Source organism: Pseudoalteromonas fuliginea, from assembly GCF_000690055.1.
In the GTDB taxonomy this organism is placed as follows: Bacteria; Pseudomonadota; Gammaproteobacteria; order Enterobacterales; family Alteromonadaceae; genus Pseudoalteromonas; species Pseudoalteromonas fuliginea.
The window spans coordinates 52,498-72,987 of record NZ_JJNZ01000010.1; the positions used below are offsets into that span (position 1 = coordinate 52,498).

Sequence of the window (20,490 nt, forward strand, 5' to 3'; positions counted from 1 at the left end):
ATGCTGGCGTTAGGAAATAGGTTATTAGCGCAACAACGGATACGGGTTTTATCTATTCCTGTTTTGTTTATTATTTGTATATTGGTATTTTTTATTGCTCTAAGTCAGGGAGGGGTCGTGATAACGCTGCGCGAGACGATGCTAATGCTAACCCAACCGGTAGATGATCAGCTTAAACACGCTATAATTTGGCAGATCCGCCTTCCTCGTATTCTACTTTCGATGGTTGTTGGAGCTGGTTTAGCAACCTGCGGTGCTGCAATGCAAGCTTTATTTAGAAATCCATTAGCAGATCCTGGCTTGATTGGCATTGCCAGTGGTGCAGCGTTAGGTGCAGTAGCAACTATTGTATTAGGAACAAGCTTGTTTGCTAATTTTAGCGACAACTTAGGCTACTATGCGGTGCCTGTAGGGGCATTTTTGAGTTGTATAGCGGTATGCATGTTTATCTATCGGTTGGGCGCGCAAAATGGGCGTTTTACTATCGTTAGTCTACTACTGGCAGGGATTGCCGTAAATGCGATTGTAAACGCTATTATCGGTATCTTAACACTGGTAAGTAATGAGCAACAATTGCGTGATTTAACATTTTGGAGTATGGGCTCTTTGGCGGGGAATCACCTTGCGATGATAATGCCAACACTCGGTATTATTATTGGTTGTTGTATTGGTTTATTACGTTTATCTAAACCTCTTAACGTGTATTTATTAGGAGAGGCTCAAGCGAAGCATGTCGGCATTAATGTGACTAAATTGAAAAAGCAGGTTTTTATATATACGGCACTTTGCACTGCCGCAGCCGTCGCAATTACGGGCGTTATTGGTTTTGTTGGCTTAATAGTGCCGCATATTATGCGCTTAATATTAGGCCCAGATCACCGTTATTTATTACCAGCTTGTATGTTAGGGGGAGCATTAATGCTTAGCCTTGCTGATTTATTTGCCCGTACCATAATGCTACCAGCAGAAGTGCCCATTGGTCTAATAACCAGTGCTATTGGCGGTCCATTCTTTTTGATTATGCTGCTAAAAACTTACCAAGGAGCAAAGTGAACTATGTTAATTGGCAATCAACTTAGCGTAAAAATTAAACATAAAACGTTGCTGGATAATATTGATTTTTATGTAAAACCACATGAAATTGTAGTTATCATTGGTCCCAATGGCGCAGGTAAATCATCATTAATGAAAGCATTATCAGGAGATTTGCCGTTAAGTGGCGGAACGATAAATATTAATCAACGAGAGTTAAATGAGTATAGTTTGCTAGAGCTTGCTAAATTAAGGGCGGTATTAACCCAGAGCTACGAGTTAGATTTTCCTTTCACCGTTAATGAAGTTGTTGATATGGCGCATTTTAGTCATCAAGAACAGTGTACGCAGGCTACTTTGAAACAGTGCTCTAATGATGCAATGAAAGCCGTAGGAATTACTCACCTAGCACAGCAATGCTTTACTCAGCTTTCTGGTGGTGAAAAGCAACGTACTCAATTAGCGCGTGTATTGTGCCAATTACAGCCAAGTTTAACTCAGCAAAAAAATGCTTATTTATTAATTGATGAGCCAACTGCTAGCTTAGATTTATATCATCAATATGAAGTTATGAACCAAGCCGTTACAACGGCAAAACAAGGCGCGGGAGTTGTTGCTGTTCTTCATGATTTATCACTTGCTGCGAGCTTTGCAGATCGAATTTACATGCTTGATAAAGGAAAAGTTGTTGCTCATGGCTCGCCTGAAGAAGTACTAACACAGCGCCATTTAAGTAATGTTTATAATATTAATGCAAAGCTGCAAACAGATATTGAAGATGTACTTCCCCACATTATGGTGGCGGAAAAAACACTCACAAATATATGATTTTAAGTTGTATCGATTACATATTATTGAGTGTTTTTATAAAGGGGTAACTAGGGCCTGTTTATCTTTCGAGGTTAAATTTGCAGCAGTATGTTTGGTATTTAGGCAAGGCTGAGCCTATGTAGTGTGGTCACTGCCCATAAATAGGCGATAATGCAGTATAAAGACCAAACATGCGCTTCCCTTTGAGGGACGATTAACTCTTTGTTGCCTTGTTATCGACACGATTTTCTTACCTAAAAATAGATCACTTAATTAAGCTAATTGGTATTACCGCAATGAGAGTGGACAAGTGTAGCTACATCTTGTAATTCAATATTTTCAGGTATCGCTATCTCTTTGGCTGATGCCTGTAGCCATGTTTTAGCATCATCAAGTGATTTAAATACGGCTCCAGGTATACCAAAGGCTTTTTGAACGCTCATATTCTGCAATTTTTGATATTGCTCCTCAGGAACAACGATAAGCATCGCTTGAACAAGTTGTTGCATTTTCTCTGCCGCACCATTTTTAAGCCATTCTTGTGTTGCAGGACCCGCCCCTTTAGGGTGTTGTAAGGATGCTTCATCTGTATAAACACGCACTACAATAAATGCTTCAGCTCTATCAAACCAACGATCCCATGATATTAAAGAGTCTAAGTGCATTGCTAGCGTGCACTCCCCCTTTGCTACTGTTACAGCTAATGGCCAGAGGCTGCTATCGTATTTAATTGTTGTCATACTTAATAACCTTTGTTATTGATTTTATAGATTTTCCACAGCAAATAATTTAGCTTTGCCGTGGAAAAATCTGATTGATTAGAATGTATACTGTATGCCCGCACTAATCGTTCTTGGTTGGGTCAATACTGCTGTATCAAAGTTAGTATCAGGTTCATTGCTATCAGCAGGTGCTGTACCTGGATACAATGCAACAGGAGCATCTTCATCAAAAATATTACGTACTGAAAGATACACTTTAGCTTGCTCAGAGATAACGTAGTTCAAACTTGTATCAAAGGTCGCAAAAGCGTCTGTTTTACCGCCTTCATCGTTTGAAATACTGGTATACCAGCCATCAGTGTACTGGCCACTAACGTTAACAACCCAATTATTTGATTGCCATGTGGTCCCTAATTTCATAGAAGCAGAAGGAACCGTAAGTAATGAGTTCCCTTCTAGGCCTGAGTTTGGATAATCAGTGATCTCTGAATCTAACAGTGCAAAACCACCATAAAGATTGAACTGATCATTAATCTGCCAATCGGCATTAAATTCAAAACCAATAGTAGTTACTTCGTCTGCATTTCTAACTACATAAGCTTCATCACGTGAGTTTTCAGGTGTTAAATCAAAAGGTAGTTGCATGTCTGTATATTGCGAATAAAACAGGTTTTGAGATGTGCTTATACTGTTATTAGCCCATTGCTGACGACCATAGATTTCTAAAGAGTTTACGTACTCTTCATCATATTCATAGTTAACAATTGGTGCGCCAAAGGAAATGCCGCCGCCGCCTGCATTATACCCGCGAGATAATTGTAAACCGACAATATGCGTATCACTTACTTGGTAGCTGAGCCCAAGCTTAGGTAATAAGGCACTGTAGTCGTTATCGGATTCTATTTTTGCAATCGCTCTATCAGGATCACCGCCTTCACGTTTGCGGTTTTCTTTTTCGTAGCGTAAACCTGCCGTTAGCTCAAATTTGTCACTAAATGGGAGGGCACCCTCAGAGTAGATTGCAAAATTATCTGAATCATCAGTAAAGCTTTGTTTTACAATGAATTGGATCCAATCATCTTGTTTTGAAGTGTAGTAGCGACTACCAATAACCCATTGTTCGCCGTTATCACCTTGATAGCGTAAACGAGGTTCTATCACAAACTCTTTGTTATCAATATTCGCTTTAGAACCATCTGGCGTAGATTTACGTTCAAAATTAAAGTCTGTTGCTGAAGCCGTTACTTCTAACTGTAGTTGTTGAGTTAATGATGCGCTGTATTCAATGCCTAAGCTTTTAGTATGCGTAACATGAACGGGTTGTTGCGGAAAGTTAGAACGACGCTGATCAAATGGATAATCAATGATTTCACTATTTGGACCACTGTATTTGTTATCGGTTAGTGTGACAACCACGCGTGTACCGTATTTGTCATCGCCCTCATAAAGTAATTTCCCTCTAATTGCACGGCCTTCCATGTCAGCAGGGTCTTTAACACCAGGGTAAGATTCATAATCAACAGATGAACTACGTTCAAATTGATCTGCTGCAATTCGTAAGGAAAACTGCTCCGAAAGAGGTTGATTATAAATAGCTGAAAGTCGTTTTTGGTCTAAATTCCCGCCTTCAGCACGAATTGTGAACTCTTGTTCAAACGTCGGATCTTGTGTTTCTACGCGTATTGTACCTGCTATTGCATTACGCCCAGCTAAAGTACTTTGTGGCCCTCTGAGAACTTCAATTTGTTCTAGATCCCAAATACCTAAATCGCCAAAAACTATTTCGTTATAAGTCGCTGAACGACCATCAATTTGCCAGTTTAAGCGTGCTCTGCTGCCTGCAAAAAATGCATTCGCGTTTTCTGCGGCTCCAGTACCATCAATACCCCTTACTGTTGGAGCTTTACCAGTACCAGTGACCATTGTGATGTTTGGAATTTCGCTTAATACGTCTCTTACTGTTCTTAACTCGGGGCGGCTTTCAAGTTCTTTACTATCGAAAACAACAACGCTATTACCACTTTGTAGTAGACTTCTTGATAATAACTCTCCAGTAACTTCAATAACGGTCATTTGATCCACTGCGTCATTGTTATCAGAATTAGCTAAAGCTGTAGTAGATGTAAGTGCTGCGAGGGGGATTAAAACATCCTTAAATTTCACAGGTATTCCTTTTTGTAAATGTAAATGATAATTGTTTTCAATACTACATTTGGTTGTATTAAAATACAACACTAAAGTTAATTAATGTTGTATTTTTAACTTAATTGTTAATCAGTAAAGAGGTGGTTTGGCTGTTATTTCAATCTAGGGGCGATTTAATCGCGGCGTGAGGTTTGTAACCTAGTGGGCTTGGTAAGGGCTCCTGCGTTACCCTACTGGTAGCGCATGTTTGGCATTTATTCAACGTTATCGCCTATTTATGGGAAATAACCACACTACATAGGCTCTGCCTTGCCTAAATACCAAGCATACAGCTGAAATTTAACCTCGAAAGATAAACAGGTCCCAGACAAATTTTTTATCTAGTTGTTTCAAATAAAAATTTTAACGACGTATAGTGCAATTTAATTCGTTAAATTGCTCAAAGATTTATGCAGGTTGGTATAACTAGGAATTTTTGAATTCGCACTCTGTGAGCACTATATTTTTGTCACATTGGTAAAATACGGTTAAGTAAGTGTCTTTAGGCACTTGCGGTGAAAGTGCTTGGGTTATTTTAAATTGCAGTTGTTGTTCATTAAAGGCAATGAGCGTAGCCGCTTCAAAGCCAAAAAATTGTTTCACACTTGCGTACAAAGCTTTAAAAATACTTTCTTTTGCTGAGAAGATAATGGTTAACGGGTGTGATACCTGCTCTGCGAACAATCTAAACTGAGGATAGTCATTAGGGTGTAAAATTTGTTCTTGTAGCTCTCGCTCTTGTTTTGCGCTCATTAGCTGTTCGATATCAATACCAATGCCAGCGATATCTGTGCGCTGAGAGGCCATTGCCATTGCAATCCCTTGAGTGTGGGTAATACTACCGATAACTTTATCAGGCCATATCGGCGCGCGATCATTGCCAGAAAGAATATCAAAAGAGAAAATACCGAGTGCGTTTAGTACTTTTTTCGCACAAAATCGGCCAGCCAAATACTCGGCCTTTCGTTTTGTGACTGCTTTTTGAAGTTGCAGCGGTGAAAAAATCTGATAACTCGAAAAGTCACTATCAATAAAGTGGTTACTATCAAATTTACAACAAAAAGTGCTGTGGCTAAGGTAGGGTGTAAACTGAGTATAAGGGGAAAGTTCCATATGCTATTTGCATTTTTCCTAAAATTAAGAGTAGCGCTTCAATGGTACGTTAAAAATATAATAAATAAAGTAAAGTTTATGACCTTTGTTGAGCTTAAGCTCATTGCGTAATGTACAATATGCATGATTAATTAACCTGAACTCTGGATAATAAATCTATATCGAGTAGCTATTGACGCGTAAATTCGCCTTGTTTTCACTGAGAATCTCTGGCTAGAGAAAATAAAGTTAAATATCACCATGATTCAATACGTAGTAAATCTCTTAACCAGAGTTCAGGTTACTTAGTTTTTGAGTGTTTAACGAGTTTGGCACAGAGCTTTGATCTCCTGAATAAGGGCAATGCTTGCTTCGTTATCGCTATGCACACATAAACTATCAGCATGTAAAGGTAATACCTTTCCCGATTGAGTTGTTACACAGCCTGTAGTTAACAGTTGTTTTACTTGCGCAATCAGTGCCGATTTATTATGCACGCTACCAGGAATATTTCGCGACACTAACAGTCCTGCATCGGTATATTGACGGTCCGCGAAGGCTTCTAAAATTAATGTTAATTGGTATGTTTTGGCAAGTTGCTGATGGCTATGTGCTTTAGCCGTTGCAAGTAGCATGAGCTTTAATGGGGTTGGGTAGATGGCAATGGCATGCATGACAGTGTTTAATATTGTTTCATCAGCCATCATGTCGTTATAAAGCGCACCATGTGGCTTTACGTAGCTAAGTGTTAATCCCTGCACTTTTGCCATACCTTCAACCGCTGCAATTTGATAATGTAGGCAGTTTATTAGCTCGCTTGCACTAAGATTCATTGAGCGCCTACCAAAACCTTGCAGATCTGGGTAGCTCGGGTGAGCGCCAATTTGTACGTTATATTGTTTTGCAAGAGTGAGCGTGCTTGCCATTACATCGGCATCGCCGGCATGAAAACCACAGGCAATGTTAGCCATATCAATATGTGGCATTACGCTGCTATCAAGGCCCATTTTCCATGCGCCAAAGCTTTCGCCTAAATCACAGTTAAGTTTCATATTAGTGCGCCTTTTGCTGCTTTATAGTGACAGGTAATACACCATTGGCGGGTGACTGCCCAAGTAGTACTTTTGCAAGCGCGGTAAAAGCAGGGCCAGATACAACATCGTTTTTATCGACATCAATATTATATGCGTAGGATGCAAGTACAGCTTGTGCGTAGTTGCCAAATTCAGCAATATCGTAAGGGGCTCTTAAGCTTATAAATACGGTATTTTTATTATTGGCTTTAGCAAAACTGAGTAATGATTTAAGTGCTTTTGGCTGCTGTGCATTATTGAGTGCAAAATTAGCGTCGTCTTTTAAATCATCCATGCCGCCAATTTCTACCGCACTTTGGTTTGGTGTCGCATTACCTGCAATTATTATATCGGCAGTGGTTATATCGATATGTGCTTGCTGCGGGTTAAAACCTTGCAGGCTGCTACAAGTATAGTTAAGCACTTGAGTGCTTATAGCTTCAATGGCTTGTTGCATTGCCATACACTTACGTGTGTCAGGCATAATAATATGAATATGCTGATCTGTTTTAAGGCTAAGCGGTAAAGTGTCTTTATTATTTTTAACTAGCGTTATAGCCTCCACAGCTAGTTGCGCTTCTATTTCACGATGTGCTGCACTGCCAATTGTTTGTTTTGCATTTATAAGTGCGCTGATAGGGTCCAAATGAGTGTTTAATCTAAACTTATTTTTAAGTGATATTATACGTTGCGCTGATTTAGCTATTTCTTGCTCATCAAGTTGCCCTGATTTAACCGCTGCGGCAAGTGATTTTATAAGTTCATCCAACGTTATTAAATCGTCTGGCGTTCTAATTTCAATTGGCATTAGTGCAATATCAACACCAGCTAAAAATGTATTAATTACCGCTTGAGTGGGTGTAAAGAAATGGCTAATACCAGCCATGTCAAGCGCATCAGTTATTACAACACCTTGGTAATTTAGTTCTCCTCGTAAAATGTCGGTTACTATTTTACGAGACATCGTTGCAGGTTTTATCATGGTTTTTCCATCAACGCTTACAAACGTTGTACTATCTAGCGCAGGATACTGAATATGCGCCGTCATGATCATACCGGGATTTTGCTTTGCAATAATGTATTTAAATGGTGCTAAATCTTGAGCGTAAATAACCTCTTTTTCATGACTTACCATAGGTAAACCAGTGTGACTATCGACGCTGGTATCGCCGTGCCCAGGATAGTGCTTTAACGACGTAATAACCCCATTGCTTTCAAATCCTGCAACTTGTTCAGCACCAAGCTTGGCAACTAAAACAGGGTCTTCTCCAAAAGAGCGTACGTTTATTACCGGATTATCTGGGTTCATATTTACATCGATAGTAGGCGCGTAGTTTACATTAATACCCAAAGAACTTAGCTCTTTAGCAATAACCGTTGCCGTTTTTGTAGCGAAGCTTGTTCCGTGCTTTTTATATGTTGCACCAATCGACATGTTGCCAGTAAATGAAGTAGCTAGATCACGCGGTAACCTAGCTACTCGTCCACCTTCTTGATCTATGGATATAAATAACGGTAGTTTACTACTCGATTTACTTGCTGCATTTTGCAGTTGAGCATTCAGTGTAATAGTTTGCTCTATTGATTGGATATTTTCAGAAAACAAGATAACCCCCCCAATGTTATGCTTTGCAATTATGTGTGCAAGCTTATCTGGTAATTGAGTTAATGGTGTTCTGCATTGTTTATTCGTACCTTGTTCGCAAAAATAGCGAAAATCAAGCATGAGCTTTTGACCAAGCTGTTGTTCAAGAGAAAGTACAGGTTGTGCGAACGAGGATTGTATTGGCATGAAGCACCCAGATAAAAAAACGATAGACGACACAATATACTTATTTAGCAAAACACACTCCAAAGCTAAATAAAATAGATAAGTGTGTGCAGCTTATCTACTTTTTAGTGCAACTGCAAAACATGGTTTTTCTTTACTAAAGCCATTAACGTATTGTAACGAATAGATAAAATTTATATCGTTAAATTTAATGAAAATCAGTACTTACATATATTTTTTCTGTCTTTGTAAACATTAGATTATAAGTTTTCAAGAGGGTATAATTGTAGGCTTTATATACAATAATAAGTGCAAGCTTTAACTGCCTTGTACTGTGGACGATATACATTTGCTGTACAAATTACTACCTGCACTTAATCTAAGGTTACTCATTCTGCTTTTAGCATTTTCTGCTTCGTTGAGCACTCTAGTAAGTAGTTTTTATTCTACTTATCAAGTGCAAAAAGAGCAGTTAATGAATTACACACTAAAAAGCAATTATGCTTATGCAAATAAGTTGGCTTCGGCAACCGATAATTTTTTAGAAGCTGCAATGCAGCAACTTACTTATTCAGCAAAAATAATAGAGCAAGAAATAAATAATGAAAAATTATTGAAAGAAGAAGTAACCAGATTAAATTTACAAACAAATAGTTTTAATTCTGTAGTGATAAACAAGAACGGTATTATTGCAGCGACGTCTCCTGTTTTACCGCAAATAATGGAGCAAACAATTTCTTCTCCAGGCGCAATACAAGCATTGAAAGAAAAGCGCCCGCTCATTAGTAAACCTTATATGTCAGCCGCAGGTAATTTGATAATTTTTATTTCCCATCCGTTATTTGACAATGCAGGGAATTATTTAGGCTATCTTGGTGGATCTCTTTATTTAAAAGAGCGCAGCATTTTGAATGATTTACTGGATCAACATTATTACGATGAAGGGACACATATATATGTGGTCGATTCTTATAAACGCATACTTTATCATCCGGATCATATTCGTATCGGCACCTATGTAAATAATAACGCAATTATAGATGATGTTATTAATGGAAAAGGAGGGATTGCGAATGTTAAAAGCAGCCAAAATGTTGAGATGCTAGCAGGCTACGCCCCAGTAAAAAAAGCACATTGGGGAGTTATTGCGCAACGTCCAGTTAAAAATACCTTAGCCTCACTTGATACATTGATTATAGAAGTTATCAAACGTACGTTACCAATGGCGGTTATTACTTTTATACTTATAGGCTTTTTTGCTCATTTTATTTCTAGGCCGCTTAAACAACTCGCAAACAAAGTAAATACACTTGATAACCCGGCTAGTTTTGAAAATTTTGAGAATATAAAAGCATGGTATTTTGAAAGCCAGAGGTTAAAGCTTGCCATGTTAAAAGGTGTGAGTATTTTACAAACTCAAATAGGCCAATTACGCCATGATGCACAAACAGACCCACTTACAGGGGCGCATAACCGCAGAAGTTTAAACGGATTACTTAATCAACTTATGCTTAAGCAAATTCCATTTGCAATATTGGAAATTGATATCGATTTTTTCAAGCGTGTAAATGATACCTTTGGCCACCATAAAGGTGATGAAGCACTAAAAACACTCACCGATATTATAAAAAAACTATCCAGAAAGGATGATGTTGTAGCGCGTATTGGTGGTGAAGAGTTTGTACTCATATTACCAAATGAAGACAGCGAAAGTGCTTTTAAAATAGCGGAACGACTACGAACAACCGTTGCCTCAACAAACATGGACATTATTGGATTTATTACTATTTCTATAGGTATTGCAACCTGGCCTGAGCACAGTAACGATATAGACCAAGTGTACAAATATGCGGATAAAGCACTTTATTACGCTAAAGATCACGGCCGAAACTGCTGTGTAATAGCTGATAAAAATTAACGACTTATAGAACCATCAGTATTTAAAATTGGGTTTCTATAGGTGAGTAATTTACGGATACTTCGACATTTTTTACATCAGAATAAGCACTCAATGATTTAGCAACGGCTTTTATATTATCGTCTTGAGTGACTAGTAACATATAGTTATGCGCAGTCGAGCGTATTAAATTAAAGTTGTTGGCTAAATCCTTTGGTACAAAATCAGATGCAAGCGTAAGAACAAGTGTTCCTGTAACGACCCCTTTTTGTTGCATCGTTTGGTTAAAAACAATATCCCCCTTTTTCAATACCTCTGAGTTAAAAATCAATTTATCGCCTGATGACATAATGCTATTTGCTTGCAGATGTATTTTTTGGCTAACATCTTCTACTGCCGTTTTATTTTTTATGCTGACCTGTGTTGGAGTTTGAGGCTCAGACTGTTGTACGGCTGCAGCAGCTGGCTCTTTGCTGTTATTACAGGCAGTCAAAGTGCCTGAAGCAGTTAATATTAATGCAATTATTAAATACGGCGGTTTCATATTTTTACCTTTTTATTATACAAGATAGAGTTTTTTAGCTTTTTTTTTACACGACTTATTGCTACTGTCATTTGGTATTACATTTAAAATACATTTAATAAACAAAAATTACAAAATATAAACAGGGTGTTTTATGTCTAATTTCAAACTAACCACAGTAGCAACAATTGTTGCAGCTACTTTATCCGCAGGACAACTAACCGCAGCTGAATCAGCGCAATACTTTGATGTAACTGCAAACTCTCAAACTCAAGCAATAACACCAGCGGCAATGCAGCAACGCGCACTAGCTGAGCGAACGACAGTATCTGGTCATCGTTCTATTTATGACAAACAATTGGGTAAAGCCACATTTTTATGGCAAGCGGTGGGGCAAAAGGCGCCAAATATGTCGCTTATTGAGCCTGCAAAACGAAACCAATATGCAGCGGATCTTTATTTAGAATCTCTAACTGGTATTAGCAGTCAGAAAAGCACAATATCATCAGCAGTAATGACTGATTTGCATGAGCAAAAGCGAGGCTCAATAGTCGCAAAGTATAAACAGCAGGTTCATGGTATTGATGTTTTTAATCGTGAATTCAACTTAATAATGGATAAAGAGTTTAACCTTGTGGCTGGCTCTGGTTATTTTGCGGATACGTCGTCAGCTGAAAAATCATTTGCGGCTCTGAGTGGCTTTGTAAATGCTGAGCAAAGCATTCAATCTGCACTTTTGGAATTGGCTGGTATTAATGCATCGCTTCGTAAGATTGGCGACGAAGGTGGATATGCTAAATATCAGGCCACCTCAGGTGATGATTCTAAAATTATATTAGGTGAACCCCGCGCGAAGAAAGTATTTTTTGAAGTCGCAGGACAATTAGAGTCAGCATATTATGTTGAAGTCGAAGTTGCGGATAAAAATGCGCTTGAAAGCGACTATTATAGCTATGTAATTGGCACTCAAAATAACAAAGTTTATTTTAAGAAAGACTTGAAATCACATGCAGCCGACTTTAATTATCGCGTGTATGCTAATCAAGATGGCTACCCAATGGAAAGCCCTCATGGTGATGTAATTCCAGCTGATGGGCCTGATCAAGTTGATGAAACTGAAATTTTAGACGCGCCAATGGTTGCGTTATCTTATTACAGTAAATTAAGCACAATGGATCCATGGTTAGCTGATGATGCTACGACTACATCGGGCAACAATGTATTTGCTTATGCTGATGTTGTTGCGCCACAAGATTTTAGTGAAGGCGACTTTACAGCTGACACCACAGCCGATCTGACATTTGATTATCCGTACCAAGTAGATCAAGTTGCTAATAGTTACGCTAATCGAAAAGCCGCAATTGTTAATTTATTTTATATGAATAACTTTTTACATGATTTTTTCTACGATCACGGCTTTGATGAAACATCAAATGTTGCGCAGCTATCTAATTTTGAACGTGGAGGCATAGAAGGCGATCCAATTGAAGCACAAGCGCAGGATAATTCAGGACGTAACAATGCCAATATGTCGACACCTGCAGATGGTGCAAGCCCTCGTATGCAAATGTATTTATACAATAGTAAAGATGCACAAGTCGGTGTTGATTTTGGTATTACAGTTACTTCGCATGCGACTTTAGGTTTATTAGATTCAACACAAGAGTCAGGCTTTGGTCAATATCAATTTAGTGATATTAAAGGGGATGTTGTTCGCTTAGACGATGGTAATACAGCCGATTCAACAAGTATTAATGATGGGTGTGAGCCTGCTATAAATGCCGCAGATCTTGCAGGTAAAATAGCGTTAGTCGATCGCGGCTCATGTTCTTTCACAATTAAAGTAAAAAATGCACAAAATGCGGGCGCAATAGCAGCAATTGTTGTGAATAATGACCCAGACACAGATGAGCCAGCGCCAATGGGCGGTGAAGATGATGCAGTTACTATTCCAAATATGGGATTAAATTACGCTGATGGTCATGCTATGTATGACTTAATGGCTGCGGGCGATACTGTTTCTGTAGATATGTTTACTAAAGCAACATTAAAAGATGGTACGTTTGATAATGGTATTATTGCTCATGAGTGGGGACACTATATCAGTAACCGTTTAGTGGGTAACTCATCTGGTTTAATTAACTTCCAAGGTCGCGCAATGGGCGAGGGTTGGGGGGACTTCCATTCACTCATGTTTATTGCTAAAGCTGATGATATTAACATTACAGGCAATGATAAATTCCAAAAGGCATATGGTAGCGGTACATTTGTAGAGGACTTTTATTACGGTATTCGTCGCGTACCTTACTCAACTGATACCGAAGTAAATGCATTATCATTCCGCCATATTACAGAAAATGCAGGCGCTGATATTGGAATTACACCAACAAGCGTAGCTTCGCCACATGCCGCAGGCGAAATTTGGGCAACGATGTTATGGGAAAGTTATGTAGCATTAATTAACGAGCATGGTTTTGAGGAAGCTCAAAACCGCATGGCTGACTACCTTGTTGCTGGCTATAAATTAACGCCAGTAGCTCCGCTTTACACTGAAGCGCGTGATGCCATCTTAGCTGCTGCTTATGCTGTTGAACCTGCCGATTATAAATTAATTTTAGGAGCATTTGCTAAGCGTGGCATGGGATTAGGAGCTGAATCGCCAGAGCGTTTCAGTGATGATTTAACGGGGGTTGTTGAATCTGATAAATCTGAGCTTGCTACATTCGCGTTAAGCGACGTGATAGTTAATAACGCATATAACGGTGCTGAGCTTGGTTATTGTACTAACGATAATATTCTAGATAAAGGTGAAACAGGTTCTATTAGTGTAAGCATTGTTAACCGTGGTAGTGAAACCTTAACAGGGACTAAAGCGCAGTTAACGGTAATCAGCGATCATGATGTAACACTTGAAAATGATGGGTTAGTTACCTTTGCTGAAACAGCACCATTTGCAATATCAACAAGTGACGCTATCACTATTACTTTAAATGATGCAGGCACCGCTGAAACATTAGAAATAGCAGTAACCTTCCCTGAGCTTGAAACGGATGATGATATTGTTGAAGCACTAGAAGATTCAATTTCATTCACTGTAAATATAGATTTTGAAGATGAAGCACCTGTCAGTGCTACTGTTTCAGATGATATGGAAGTGTCGGCTGCCTCATTATTTGATTTAAACGAAAATGTAATGTTTGGTGGGGATGCTGCTATCGGTACGCAGAGCATGGATAACAGTGGCAATATAACCACTTTTGATGCTGCGGGCTTTGGCTTAGGCGCTCAGGCAATGTTTTTAAATAACAATAGCTTCCAAACTGATGTGGCGGTTGAGTCTAAATCGTTTGAAATAGGTTACTCAGGTGATTTTGAAATATCATTTTGGCACCTTTACCTCATTGAAGAGAATTGGGATGGTGGTGTTGTAGAAATTAGTGTTAATGATGGCGAGTGGACGGATGTAACGCAAGTGGGTGGGGAATTTAGTGTTGGTTATAACGGCCCACTAATTGAAAATACCTCTCAAGCACTCCAAGAGCGAAATACATTTACAGGACGTAATATTCAAGACGATGGGGCTTTTGGCAACTACGAAACAATTAATTTTGGCGATGCTTTAAATGGCAACCAAGCTAAAATTCGTTTCCGTATTTCATCTGATTCGGCTGTTGCTGATTTTGGTTGGTGGATTGATAATCTAACAATGTCTAACGTGTTATCGCCTGTATTCTCCAAAGTAGTCGCAGGAGACGCTGCAACATCATGTGATAACGCGATGCCATTGTTACTTGTTGAGAGTGATTCAGCAGAAATAACTGAATCTGGCACTGGCACTATTACAGCGACTGCCACAGATAGAAATGGTGATGCATTAACTTATGCTTGGACGCAAGTTAGTGGTACAGCGGCAACACTGTCGGGTATAGATACAGCAATATTGACTTTCACACCTGGCTCTATAAATGCAGATGAAGAACTTGTATTTGAGGTTGCGGTAAGTGATGGGACGACAACTGTAGCTCAGCAAAGTACAGTAATGGTAAAAAATGAAGCTGTTCCTGTAGTACCTGTAACCGAGAAGAAATCTAGCGGTGGTAGTGTTGGCTTTATTGCTTTATTACTTACCCCATTAGTGTGGTTTAACAGACGTCGTAAAAACGTTAGTAAATAAGTTTAAATAAACGTTATTTAAAAGCCCCTGAATTTATTCAGGGGCTTTTTTATTTGATTAATACCAATCTGCTTATATATGGGGACTATTTAACGTTAAGAAAATTACGCTAGAACTAGGCAAAAGTTTTTGTATCTATGTTCTAAATAAAAATTTTTAACGACGTTATAGTGCAATTTAATTCGTTAAATTGATCAAAGATTTATGTAGGTTGGTATAATATTTATTTTCTTAAGTTTTCTTTAAGTTTCGCTCGCTAAGTTACAAACATACACTTTATATGAGCGATGTTTATGCAATTAGCACACCTACCTTCATCACCCGTTTATATTGAAAATAACTCACGCTTTGTTAGTGCTCGCATTAATGATGAGCATAGAAGTGCGTTAGAAAACACAGTTAAAGAAGGGTTTTTAGTCGCTTATAACGCCACGCTTACCTCTTTTATGCCATTACTTTGCCAATACACGACAAACGAAGGGCAGTGCACATTGGGTTTAAGGCAAGCAACAGCACCTCTATTTATAGAGCAATACTTAGCACAGCCCATTGAGTATTTTTTACCTGAGCCTACACAGCGTAATAAAGTATTTGAGCTTGGCAATCTATGCTCTACACATCGCAAAGCAACGCTTGGGCATTTTATTGTTGTTAATGAAGCCCTGCAAAGTGTAGGAGCAAAACATTTAGTATTTTGCGCCACTAAAAAAGTACGTGCGCTGCTACGCTTATTAGGCGTTAATTGTACTGAAATTGCTGTGGCAAACAGTTTTGTTGTTGAGCATCCGCTGAGTTGGGGAAGTTACTACGCTAATCAGCCTACCGTATGCGTTGTGAGTTTAGATCAAGCTCACCAACAAGTATTAAATACCCCAATGCTTTTTAGTTTGATGCAGCAAAACCACTCAAATATCAATTCTTTGGTAAATGCGTTGGTGAATGTATGAATTACTATAATACCCATGCAATATCGCCATTAATTATTGCCCACAATAAAGAGCAAACACTTGAAATTAACGGTGGTGAGTTTAACCAGCAAATACAAAAAGTAGTAAAAATACTACATAGCTTTAACGGCAAATGTATCGCTTATAAGCTCGATAATACGCCAGCTTGGTTTGTTATTGATGCCGCTACTGCGGTTTCTAATAAAGTGGCTGTGCCAATAGCTCACTTTTTTAGTGAGCAACAAACTCAATATGTACTAGCGCAATGCGGCGCTAATATATTTATGAGCGACACACCAAACCCTTTACTCGGGGAGCCGACTGCATCAATTACTTTATTTGAGTGTTACACATTATATATTTACGAAATCGTTGTAGCTAACCCCGTCAGTTATTTTCCAGATACTCAAAAAGTAACGTTTACGTCAGGATCGACTGGGCAACCAAAGGGCGTGTGTTTATCTGCAAATAGCCAAATGCAGGTAGCTCAATCTCTGTGCGATAAAATTAATATTAAAAAGCCTGTTCATTTATGTTTATTGCCGCTTGCTGTATTGCTTGAAAATATAGCCGGTGTGTATGCCCCTTTAAAAAGTGGCGGTACAGTGCATTTAATGCCGTTAAATGAATTAGGCTTTGTTGGTACTGCATTAAAACAGCCCGCACAGTTTATAGCTGCGATTGATAAAGTTAAGCCAAATACGCTTATTTTAGTGCCTGAACTATTAGCATGCTTAGTTACTTTTGCAGAAGATGGGTGGCAACCGCCTAGTTCGTTACAGTTTATTGCAGTAGGTGGTGCGCTTGTCAGCGAAATGCTAATAGTAAAAGCGCGTAGCTTAAACTTACCGGTGTACCAAGGGTATGGTCTATCTGAAGCCGCATCGGTTGTCAGCTTAAACACGCCAACAAACGATAATCTTCACAGTGCAGGAACAGTGCTTCCACACCTTCAAACCAAAATTGAAGACGGCCAGCTGTTCATAAAAGGTGAGATATTTTTAGGTTATTTGAATCACCCACCGCATGATAAAAACCACTGGTATGCCACCGGTGATCTAGTCGAGCAGCGTCAAAATACTTTATTTATAAAAGGCCGATTAAAAAATCTAATTATTACCAGCATGGGGCGCAACATCAGTGCCGAGTGGCCTGAATCACTATTACTCAGTCAAAGCGGTATTTTACAAGCGGTTGTGTTTGGTGAGGGGCGACCTTTTCTCAGTGCCATTATTTACGCCGATTCAAAGCTATGTAACCCCGAGTTAGCTCAATATATTAACGCAATTAATAAACAACTGCCCGATTATGCACGCATTCAAAAATGGCATCGTTTAGCGGCTCCGTTGAGTGTGCAACAAGGGTTGTTAACTACAAATAATCGCCCAAAACGAATGGCAATTAGCCAACAGTATCATGACGTTTTTGAGCAATTTTATCAATTTGGAGAAGTAATTAATGAGTGATTTTTTTAACATCCTTAAAGAGCAAACGACGCAAGAGCAAGATTACTTACTCGCAGCGCCTATTATTCAGCGTGTTTTTAAAGGCGAAGCATCACTTGAAGAATACGCCTCGTTTTTAGCGCAAGCGTACCACCATGTTAAGCACACCGTGCCATTAATGATGTCGGTTGGTGCACGATTAACCGACGATCAAGAATGGTTGCGCGAAGCCGTCGCAGAATATATTGAAGAAGAAATTGGCCACCAAGAGTGGGTACTTAACGATATTGCAGCCTGCGGTTTTGATAAAGAAACCGTACGGTGTAGTCAGCCACAATTTGCCACTGAAATGATGGTGTCTTATGCGTACGACTCTATTGCTCGTAAAAACCCATTGAGCTTTTTTGGTATGGTACATGTGCTTGAAGGGACGTCCATTGCACTTGCAGATGGTGCCGCTTCAAATATTGCAAACGCTGTGGGCTTACCTCAAAAAGCATTTAGTTATTTAACGTCCCATGGTGCGCTTGATGTAGAGCACGTAAAGTTTTTTGAAAACCTAATGAATCAAATAACAGACGAGGCAGATCAACAAGCCATACTCCATGGGGCAAAGCGCTTTTATCGTTTATATGGCGATATATTTCGTGGTTTGGATGATGAGCCTTTTTTTAAAGCCAATATACAAGGCAAGCAGGCATGAGTAGCTCTTTGTGTTTATTAACTGGCGCTACCGGTGGAATAGGACAAGCAATTGCTAAAGCCCTATATGCAAAAGGGTGGAAGTTACTCCTTGTTGGGCGAAATGCTCAAGCTCTTGAAAAACTCAGTGCTACATGCCCAGACAGTGAAATATTTATTGGCGATTTAACCGACGATACAACACGCATTCATTTAGCTGTAAAAGCAAAGCAATTAGGCGGCGTTAAATTGCTAATTAACAATGCCGGTGTTAATGCAATGCAAAGTCTTGAGCACACAAGCTCTGAGCAAATAGACAATATGCTAAGTACCAATTTGTCGGTGCCTATTAAATTATGTCAGCTATTTTTGGGGCAGTTGCAGTATACCAAAGGCACCATTGTTAACGTGGGATCATCGTTTGGCAGTATCGGATATCCGTATCAAACGCTTTATTGCGCGAGTAAATTTGGTTTACGTGGTTTTACAGAGGCGCTTTCGCGCGAACTAAACGGTTCGGGTGTTAAAGTCGCTTACCTAGCGCCAAGAGCCACTGACACCACCATTAATAACAGCAAAATCCGTGCGCTGAATAAAGAGCTCGGTAATAAAATGGACTCGCCAAAATTAGTTGCCAGAGAGTTGCTTGCGCTTCTTGATTCTAATCAGACACGGCGTTTTATCGGCTTTCCTGAAAAATTATTTGTACGCATTAATGGCGCTTTCCCACGTATTGTAGATAACGCCATTGCAAAACAACTACCTAAAATAAAACGTTTTTTAAGTTAAAAATAGATGAACAACGAGGATAAAATTATGTATAAAATGACCTTAGCATTATATTTAGTATTCACGAGTATATTTCCTGCATCGGCCTATGCTGGCGAATCGCAAGATTTAGTCGCTATTCAACAGAAGTGGGCTATCGCTAATTATGAACTTAAAGATGACGCGCAAATAGATGCGTTCACGCAATTAAGTGAGCAAAGTGCGTTATTTGTTAAAAACTACCCAAATTTGGCACAAACGCATATTTGGAATGGCATTGTGTTAGCTAGTTTTGCAGGTGCAAAAGGCGGGTTGGGAGCACTTGGTTTAGCAAAAGAGGCAAAAACGTCACTCGAACAGGCGCTCTCAATTGATGGCACTGCACTCAATGGCTCCGCTTACGCAAGCCTTGCAACGCTTTACAGTAAAGTACCTGGTTGGCCAATTGGTTTTGGTGATGATGACAAAGCTGAAAAATTATTTAAACAAGCACTCGCTTTTAATCTCGAAGGCATTGATACTAACTACTTATATGGTGAATACTTGTACGATGAAGGCGATTACAAAGAAGCGAAAGCACGTTTGCTAGCAGCCCAAGCTGCGGGTATCCGTGATACTCGCGCTAAAGCAGACAAATATCGTCAACAAGCAATAAGCCAGCTATTGGCAAAAGTAGACAAAAAACTTAAAAGATAAACGACACAATGCATTTATTACTCGTTGAAGACGATCATTTAGTGGCGCAAGGGCTTATTCGCTCTTTGCGCCAAGAGGGCTATAGCGTAGAGCATAGTGGCACAGTAAAACACGCCCTAGAATGCCTTTCTAGTGGTGAAATTGAACTCGTTATTCTCGATTTAGGGTTGCCAGATGGTGACGGTTCACTGGTTTTAAAGCATATTAAAGCACAAAAAAAAGTAATTCCAGTGGTCATTTTAACCGCTCGCGGCAGTATAGACGACAAAGTGCAAGGTCTTGATATGGGCGCTGATGATTACCTTGCAAAGCCGTTCGACCCTGCAGAGTTATTTGCTCGACTACGTGTGGCAAGTCGACGCGTTAATCAAACTCAATCGAGTTTACTGCAATGCGGGGAGGTGGTCATAGACAGCTCTGCTCATACGGTGACACTCAATGGAGAGTCACTGACATTACCGCGTAAAGAATACATGCTTTTAAAAGCGTTAATGGAAAACCAAGGTCGTGTGCAGTCAAAACAACAACTCGAAAACAAACTTTACCAATGGGGTGAAGAAGTCGGCTCTAACGCGATAGAAGTACACATTCACCACCTTAGAAAAAAATTCCCTAGCGACTTTATTAAAACCTTACGTGGCATTGGCTACGTGGTTGGCAAGCGCTAGAGCGTGT

General features: G+C 39.4%; 16 protein-coding genes. 10 read left to right on the forward strand and 6 right to left on the reverse strand.

The window, feature by feature from the left end; genetic code table 11:
- Together DC53_RS16465 and DC53_RS16460 are read left to right on the forward strand one after the other, a co-directional pair.
- The gene (locus DC53_RS16465) at positions 1–1,053 is read left to right on the forward strand and encodes a FecCD family ABC transporter permease (RefSeq protein WP_033023434.1); all 1,053 of its coding nucleotides are present in this window, start codon (positions 1–3) and stop codon (positions 1,051–1,053) included.
- Between the two features lie 3 nt (positions 1,054–1,056).
- Complete coding sequence (locus DC53_RS16460) at positions 1,057–1,860, forward strand: heme ABC transporter ATP-binding protein (RefSeq protein WP_033028652.1); 804 nt, start codon at positions 1,057–1,059, stop codon at positions 1,858–1,860.
- A gap of 260 nt (positions 1,861–2,120) precedes the next feature.
- On the opposite strand, the gene DC53_RS16455 is transcribed toward DC53_RS16460, so the two are convergent.
- The 5 genes from DC53_RS16455 to DC53_RS16435 all read right to left on the reverse strand — a co-directional run bounded on the left by DC53_RS16455 (position 2,121) and on the right by DC53_RS16435 (position 8,705).
- On the reverse strand, positions 2,121–2,582 hold the full coding sequence (locus DC53_RS16455) for a hypothetical protein (protein ID WP_008139338.1): 462 nt from the start codon (positions 2,580–2,582) through the stop codon (positions 2,121–2,123).
- A 78-nt stretch (positions 2,583–2,660) separates the two neighbouring features.
- Complete coding sequence (locus DC53_RS16450) at positions 2,661–4,727, reverse strand: TonB-dependent receptor (RefSeq protein ID WP_033028653.1); 2,067 nt, start codon at positions 4,725–4,727, stop codon at positions 2,661–2,663.
- A gap of 447 nt (positions 4,728–5,174) precedes the next feature.
- On the reverse strand, positions 5,175–5,861 hold the full coding sequence (locus tag DC53_RS16445; protein WP_007376658.1) for a 4'-phosphopantetheinyl transferase family protein: 687 nt from the start codon (positions 5,859–5,861) through the stop codon (positions 5,175–5,177).
- A 299-nt stretch (positions 5,862–6,160) separates the two neighbouring features.
- Complete coding sequence (locus DC53_RS16440; protein WP_007376657.1) at positions 6,161–6,892, reverse strand: 5-oxoprolinase subunit PxpA; 732 nt, start codon at positions 6,890–6,892, stop codon at positions 6,161–6,163.
- A gap of 1 nt (position 6,893) precedes the next feature.
- Entirely contained in the window at positions 6,894–8,705 is a 1,812-nt protein-coding gene (locus DC53_RS16435) for a glycoside hydrolase family 3 protein (RefSeq protein ID WP_033028654.1), read from the reverse strand.
- Positions 8,706–9,018: 313 nt separating this feature from the next.
- On the opposite strand from DC53_RS16435, the gene DC53_RS16430 reads away from it, so the two are divergent.
- On the forward strand, positions 9,019–10,602 hold the full coding sequence (locus DC53_RS16430; RefSeq protein ID WP_500686495.1) for a sensor domain-containing diguanylate cyclase: 1,584 nt from the start codon (positions 9,019–9,021) through the stop codon (positions 10,600–10,602).
- Between the two features lie 22 nt (positions 10,603–10,624).
- Here the strand turns inward: DC53_RS16430 and DC53_RS16425 are convergent, their stop codons facing one another.
- Positions 10,625–11,125 carry a serine protease external chaperone gene (locus DC53_RS16425; protein WP_007376654.1) on the reverse strand — a complete coding sequence of 167 codons (501 nt, stop codon included), beginning with the start codon at positions 11,123–11,125 and terminating at the stop codon, positions 10,625–10,627.
- 133 nt (positions 11,126–11,258) lie between these two features.
- Between DC53_RS16425 and DC53_RS16420 the strand changes: the two genes are divergently transcribed.
- From DC53_RS16420 to DC53_RS16390, 7 genes are all read left to right on the forward strand, one after another.
- Positions 11,259–15,278 carry a rhombosortase-dependent M36 family metallopeptidase gene (locus DC53_RS16420; RefSeq protein ID WP_033028655.1) on the forward strand — a complete coding sequence of 1,340 codons (4,020 nt, stop codon included), beginning with the start codon at positions 11,259–11,261 and terminating at the stop codon, positions 15,276–15,278.
- 293 nt (positions 15,279–15,571) lie between these two features.
- Positions 15,572–16,225 carry a thermostable hemolysin gene (locus DC53_RS16415; protein WP_033028656.1) on the forward strand — a complete coding sequence of 218 codons (654 nt, stop codon included), beginning with the start codon at positions 15,572–15,574 and terminating at the stop codon, positions 16,223–16,225.
- Entirely contained in the window at positions 16,222–17,691 is a 1,470-nt protein-coding gene (locus DC53_RS16410) for an AMP-binding protein (protein WP_033028657.1), read from the forward strand. The genes DC53_RS16415 and DC53_RS16410 overlap by 4 nt, the downstream gene beginning before the upstream one ends.
- Entirely contained in the window at positions 17,684–18,373 is a 690-nt protein-coding gene (locus DC53_RS16405) for an iron-containing redox enzyme family protein (protein ID WP_033028658.1), read from the forward strand. The genes DC53_RS16410 and DC53_RS16405 overlap by 8 nt, the downstream gene beginning before the upstream one ends.
- On the forward strand, positions 18,370–19,140 hold the full coding sequence (locus DC53_RS16400; RefSeq protein WP_033028659.1) for an SDR family oxidoreductase: 771 nt from the start codon (positions 18,370–18,372) through the stop codon (positions 19,138–19,140). The genes DC53_RS16405 and DC53_RS16400 overlap by 4 nt, the downstream gene beginning before the upstream one ends.
- 27 nt (positions 19,141–19,167) lie before the next feature.
- Positions 19,168–19,815 carry a tetratricopeptide repeat protein gene (locus DC53_RS16395; protein WP_033028660.1) on the forward strand — a complete coding sequence of 216 codons (648 nt, stop codon included), beginning with the start codon at positions 19,168–19,170 and terminating at the stop codon, positions 19,813–19,815.
- An 8-nt stretch (positions 19,816–19,823) separates the two neighbouring features.
- Positions 19,824–20,483, forward strand: coding sequence for a response regulator (locus DC53_RS16390; protein WP_033028661.1), 660 nt, complete (start codon positions 19,824–19,826; stop codon positions 20,481–20,483).
- Positions 20,484–20,490: the final 7 nt, after the last annotated feature.

Coding starts and splice junctions, on each gene's coding strand:
- DC53_RS16410 (WP_033028657.1), top strand. CDS start 16,222: ATGAATTACTATAATACCCATGCAATATCGCCATTAATTATTGCCCAC.
- DC53_RS16395 (WP_033028660.1), top strand. CDS start 19,168: ATGTATAAAATGACCTTAGCATTATATTTAGTATTCACGAGTATATTT.
- DC53_RS16465 (WP_033023434.1), top strand. CDS start 1: ATGCTGGCGTTAGGAAATAGGTTATTAGCGCAACAACGGATACGGGTT.
- DC53_RS16445 (WP_007376658.1), bottom strand. CDS start 5,861: ATGGAACTTTCCCCTTATACTCAGTTTACACCCTACCTTAGCCACAGC.
- DC53_RS16440 (WP_007376657.1), bottom strand. CDS start 6,892: ATGAAACTTAACTGTGATTTAGGCGAAAGCTTTGGCGCATGGAAAATG.
- DC53_RS16415 (WP_033028656.1), top strand. CDS start 15,572: ATGCAATTAGCACACCTACCTTCATCACCCGTTTATATTGAAAATAAC.
- DC53_RS16405 (WP_033028658.1), top strand. CDS start 17,684: ATGAGTGATTTTTTTAACATCCTTAAAGAGCAAACGACGCAAGAGCAA.
- DC53_RS16425 (WP_007376654.1), bottom strand. CDS start 11,125: ATGAAACCGCCGTATTTAATAATTGCATTAATATTAACTGCTTCAGGC.
- DC53_RS16420 (WP_033028655.1), top strand. CDS start 11,259: ATGTCTAATTTCAAACTAACCACAGTAGCAACAATTGTTGCAGCTACT.
- DC53_RS16400 (WP_033028659.1), top strand. CDS start 18,370: ATGAGTAGCTCTTTGTGTTTATTAACTGGCGCTACCGGTGGAATAGGA.
- DC53_RS16435 (WP_033028654.1), bottom strand. CDS start 8,705: ATGCCAATACAATCCTCGTTCGCACAACCTGTACTTTCTCTTGAACAA.
- DC53_RS16455 (WP_008139338.1), bottom strand. CDS start 2,582: ATGACAACAATTAAATACGATAGCAGCCTCTGGCCATTAGCTGTAACA.
- DC53_RS16390 (WP_033028661.1), top strand. CDS start 19,824: ATGCATTTATTACTCGTTGAAGACGATCATTTAGTGGCGCAAGGGCTT.
- DC53_RS16460 (WP_033028652.1), top strand. CDS start 1,057: ATGTTAATTGGCAATCAACTTAGCGTAAAAATTAAACATAAAACGTTG.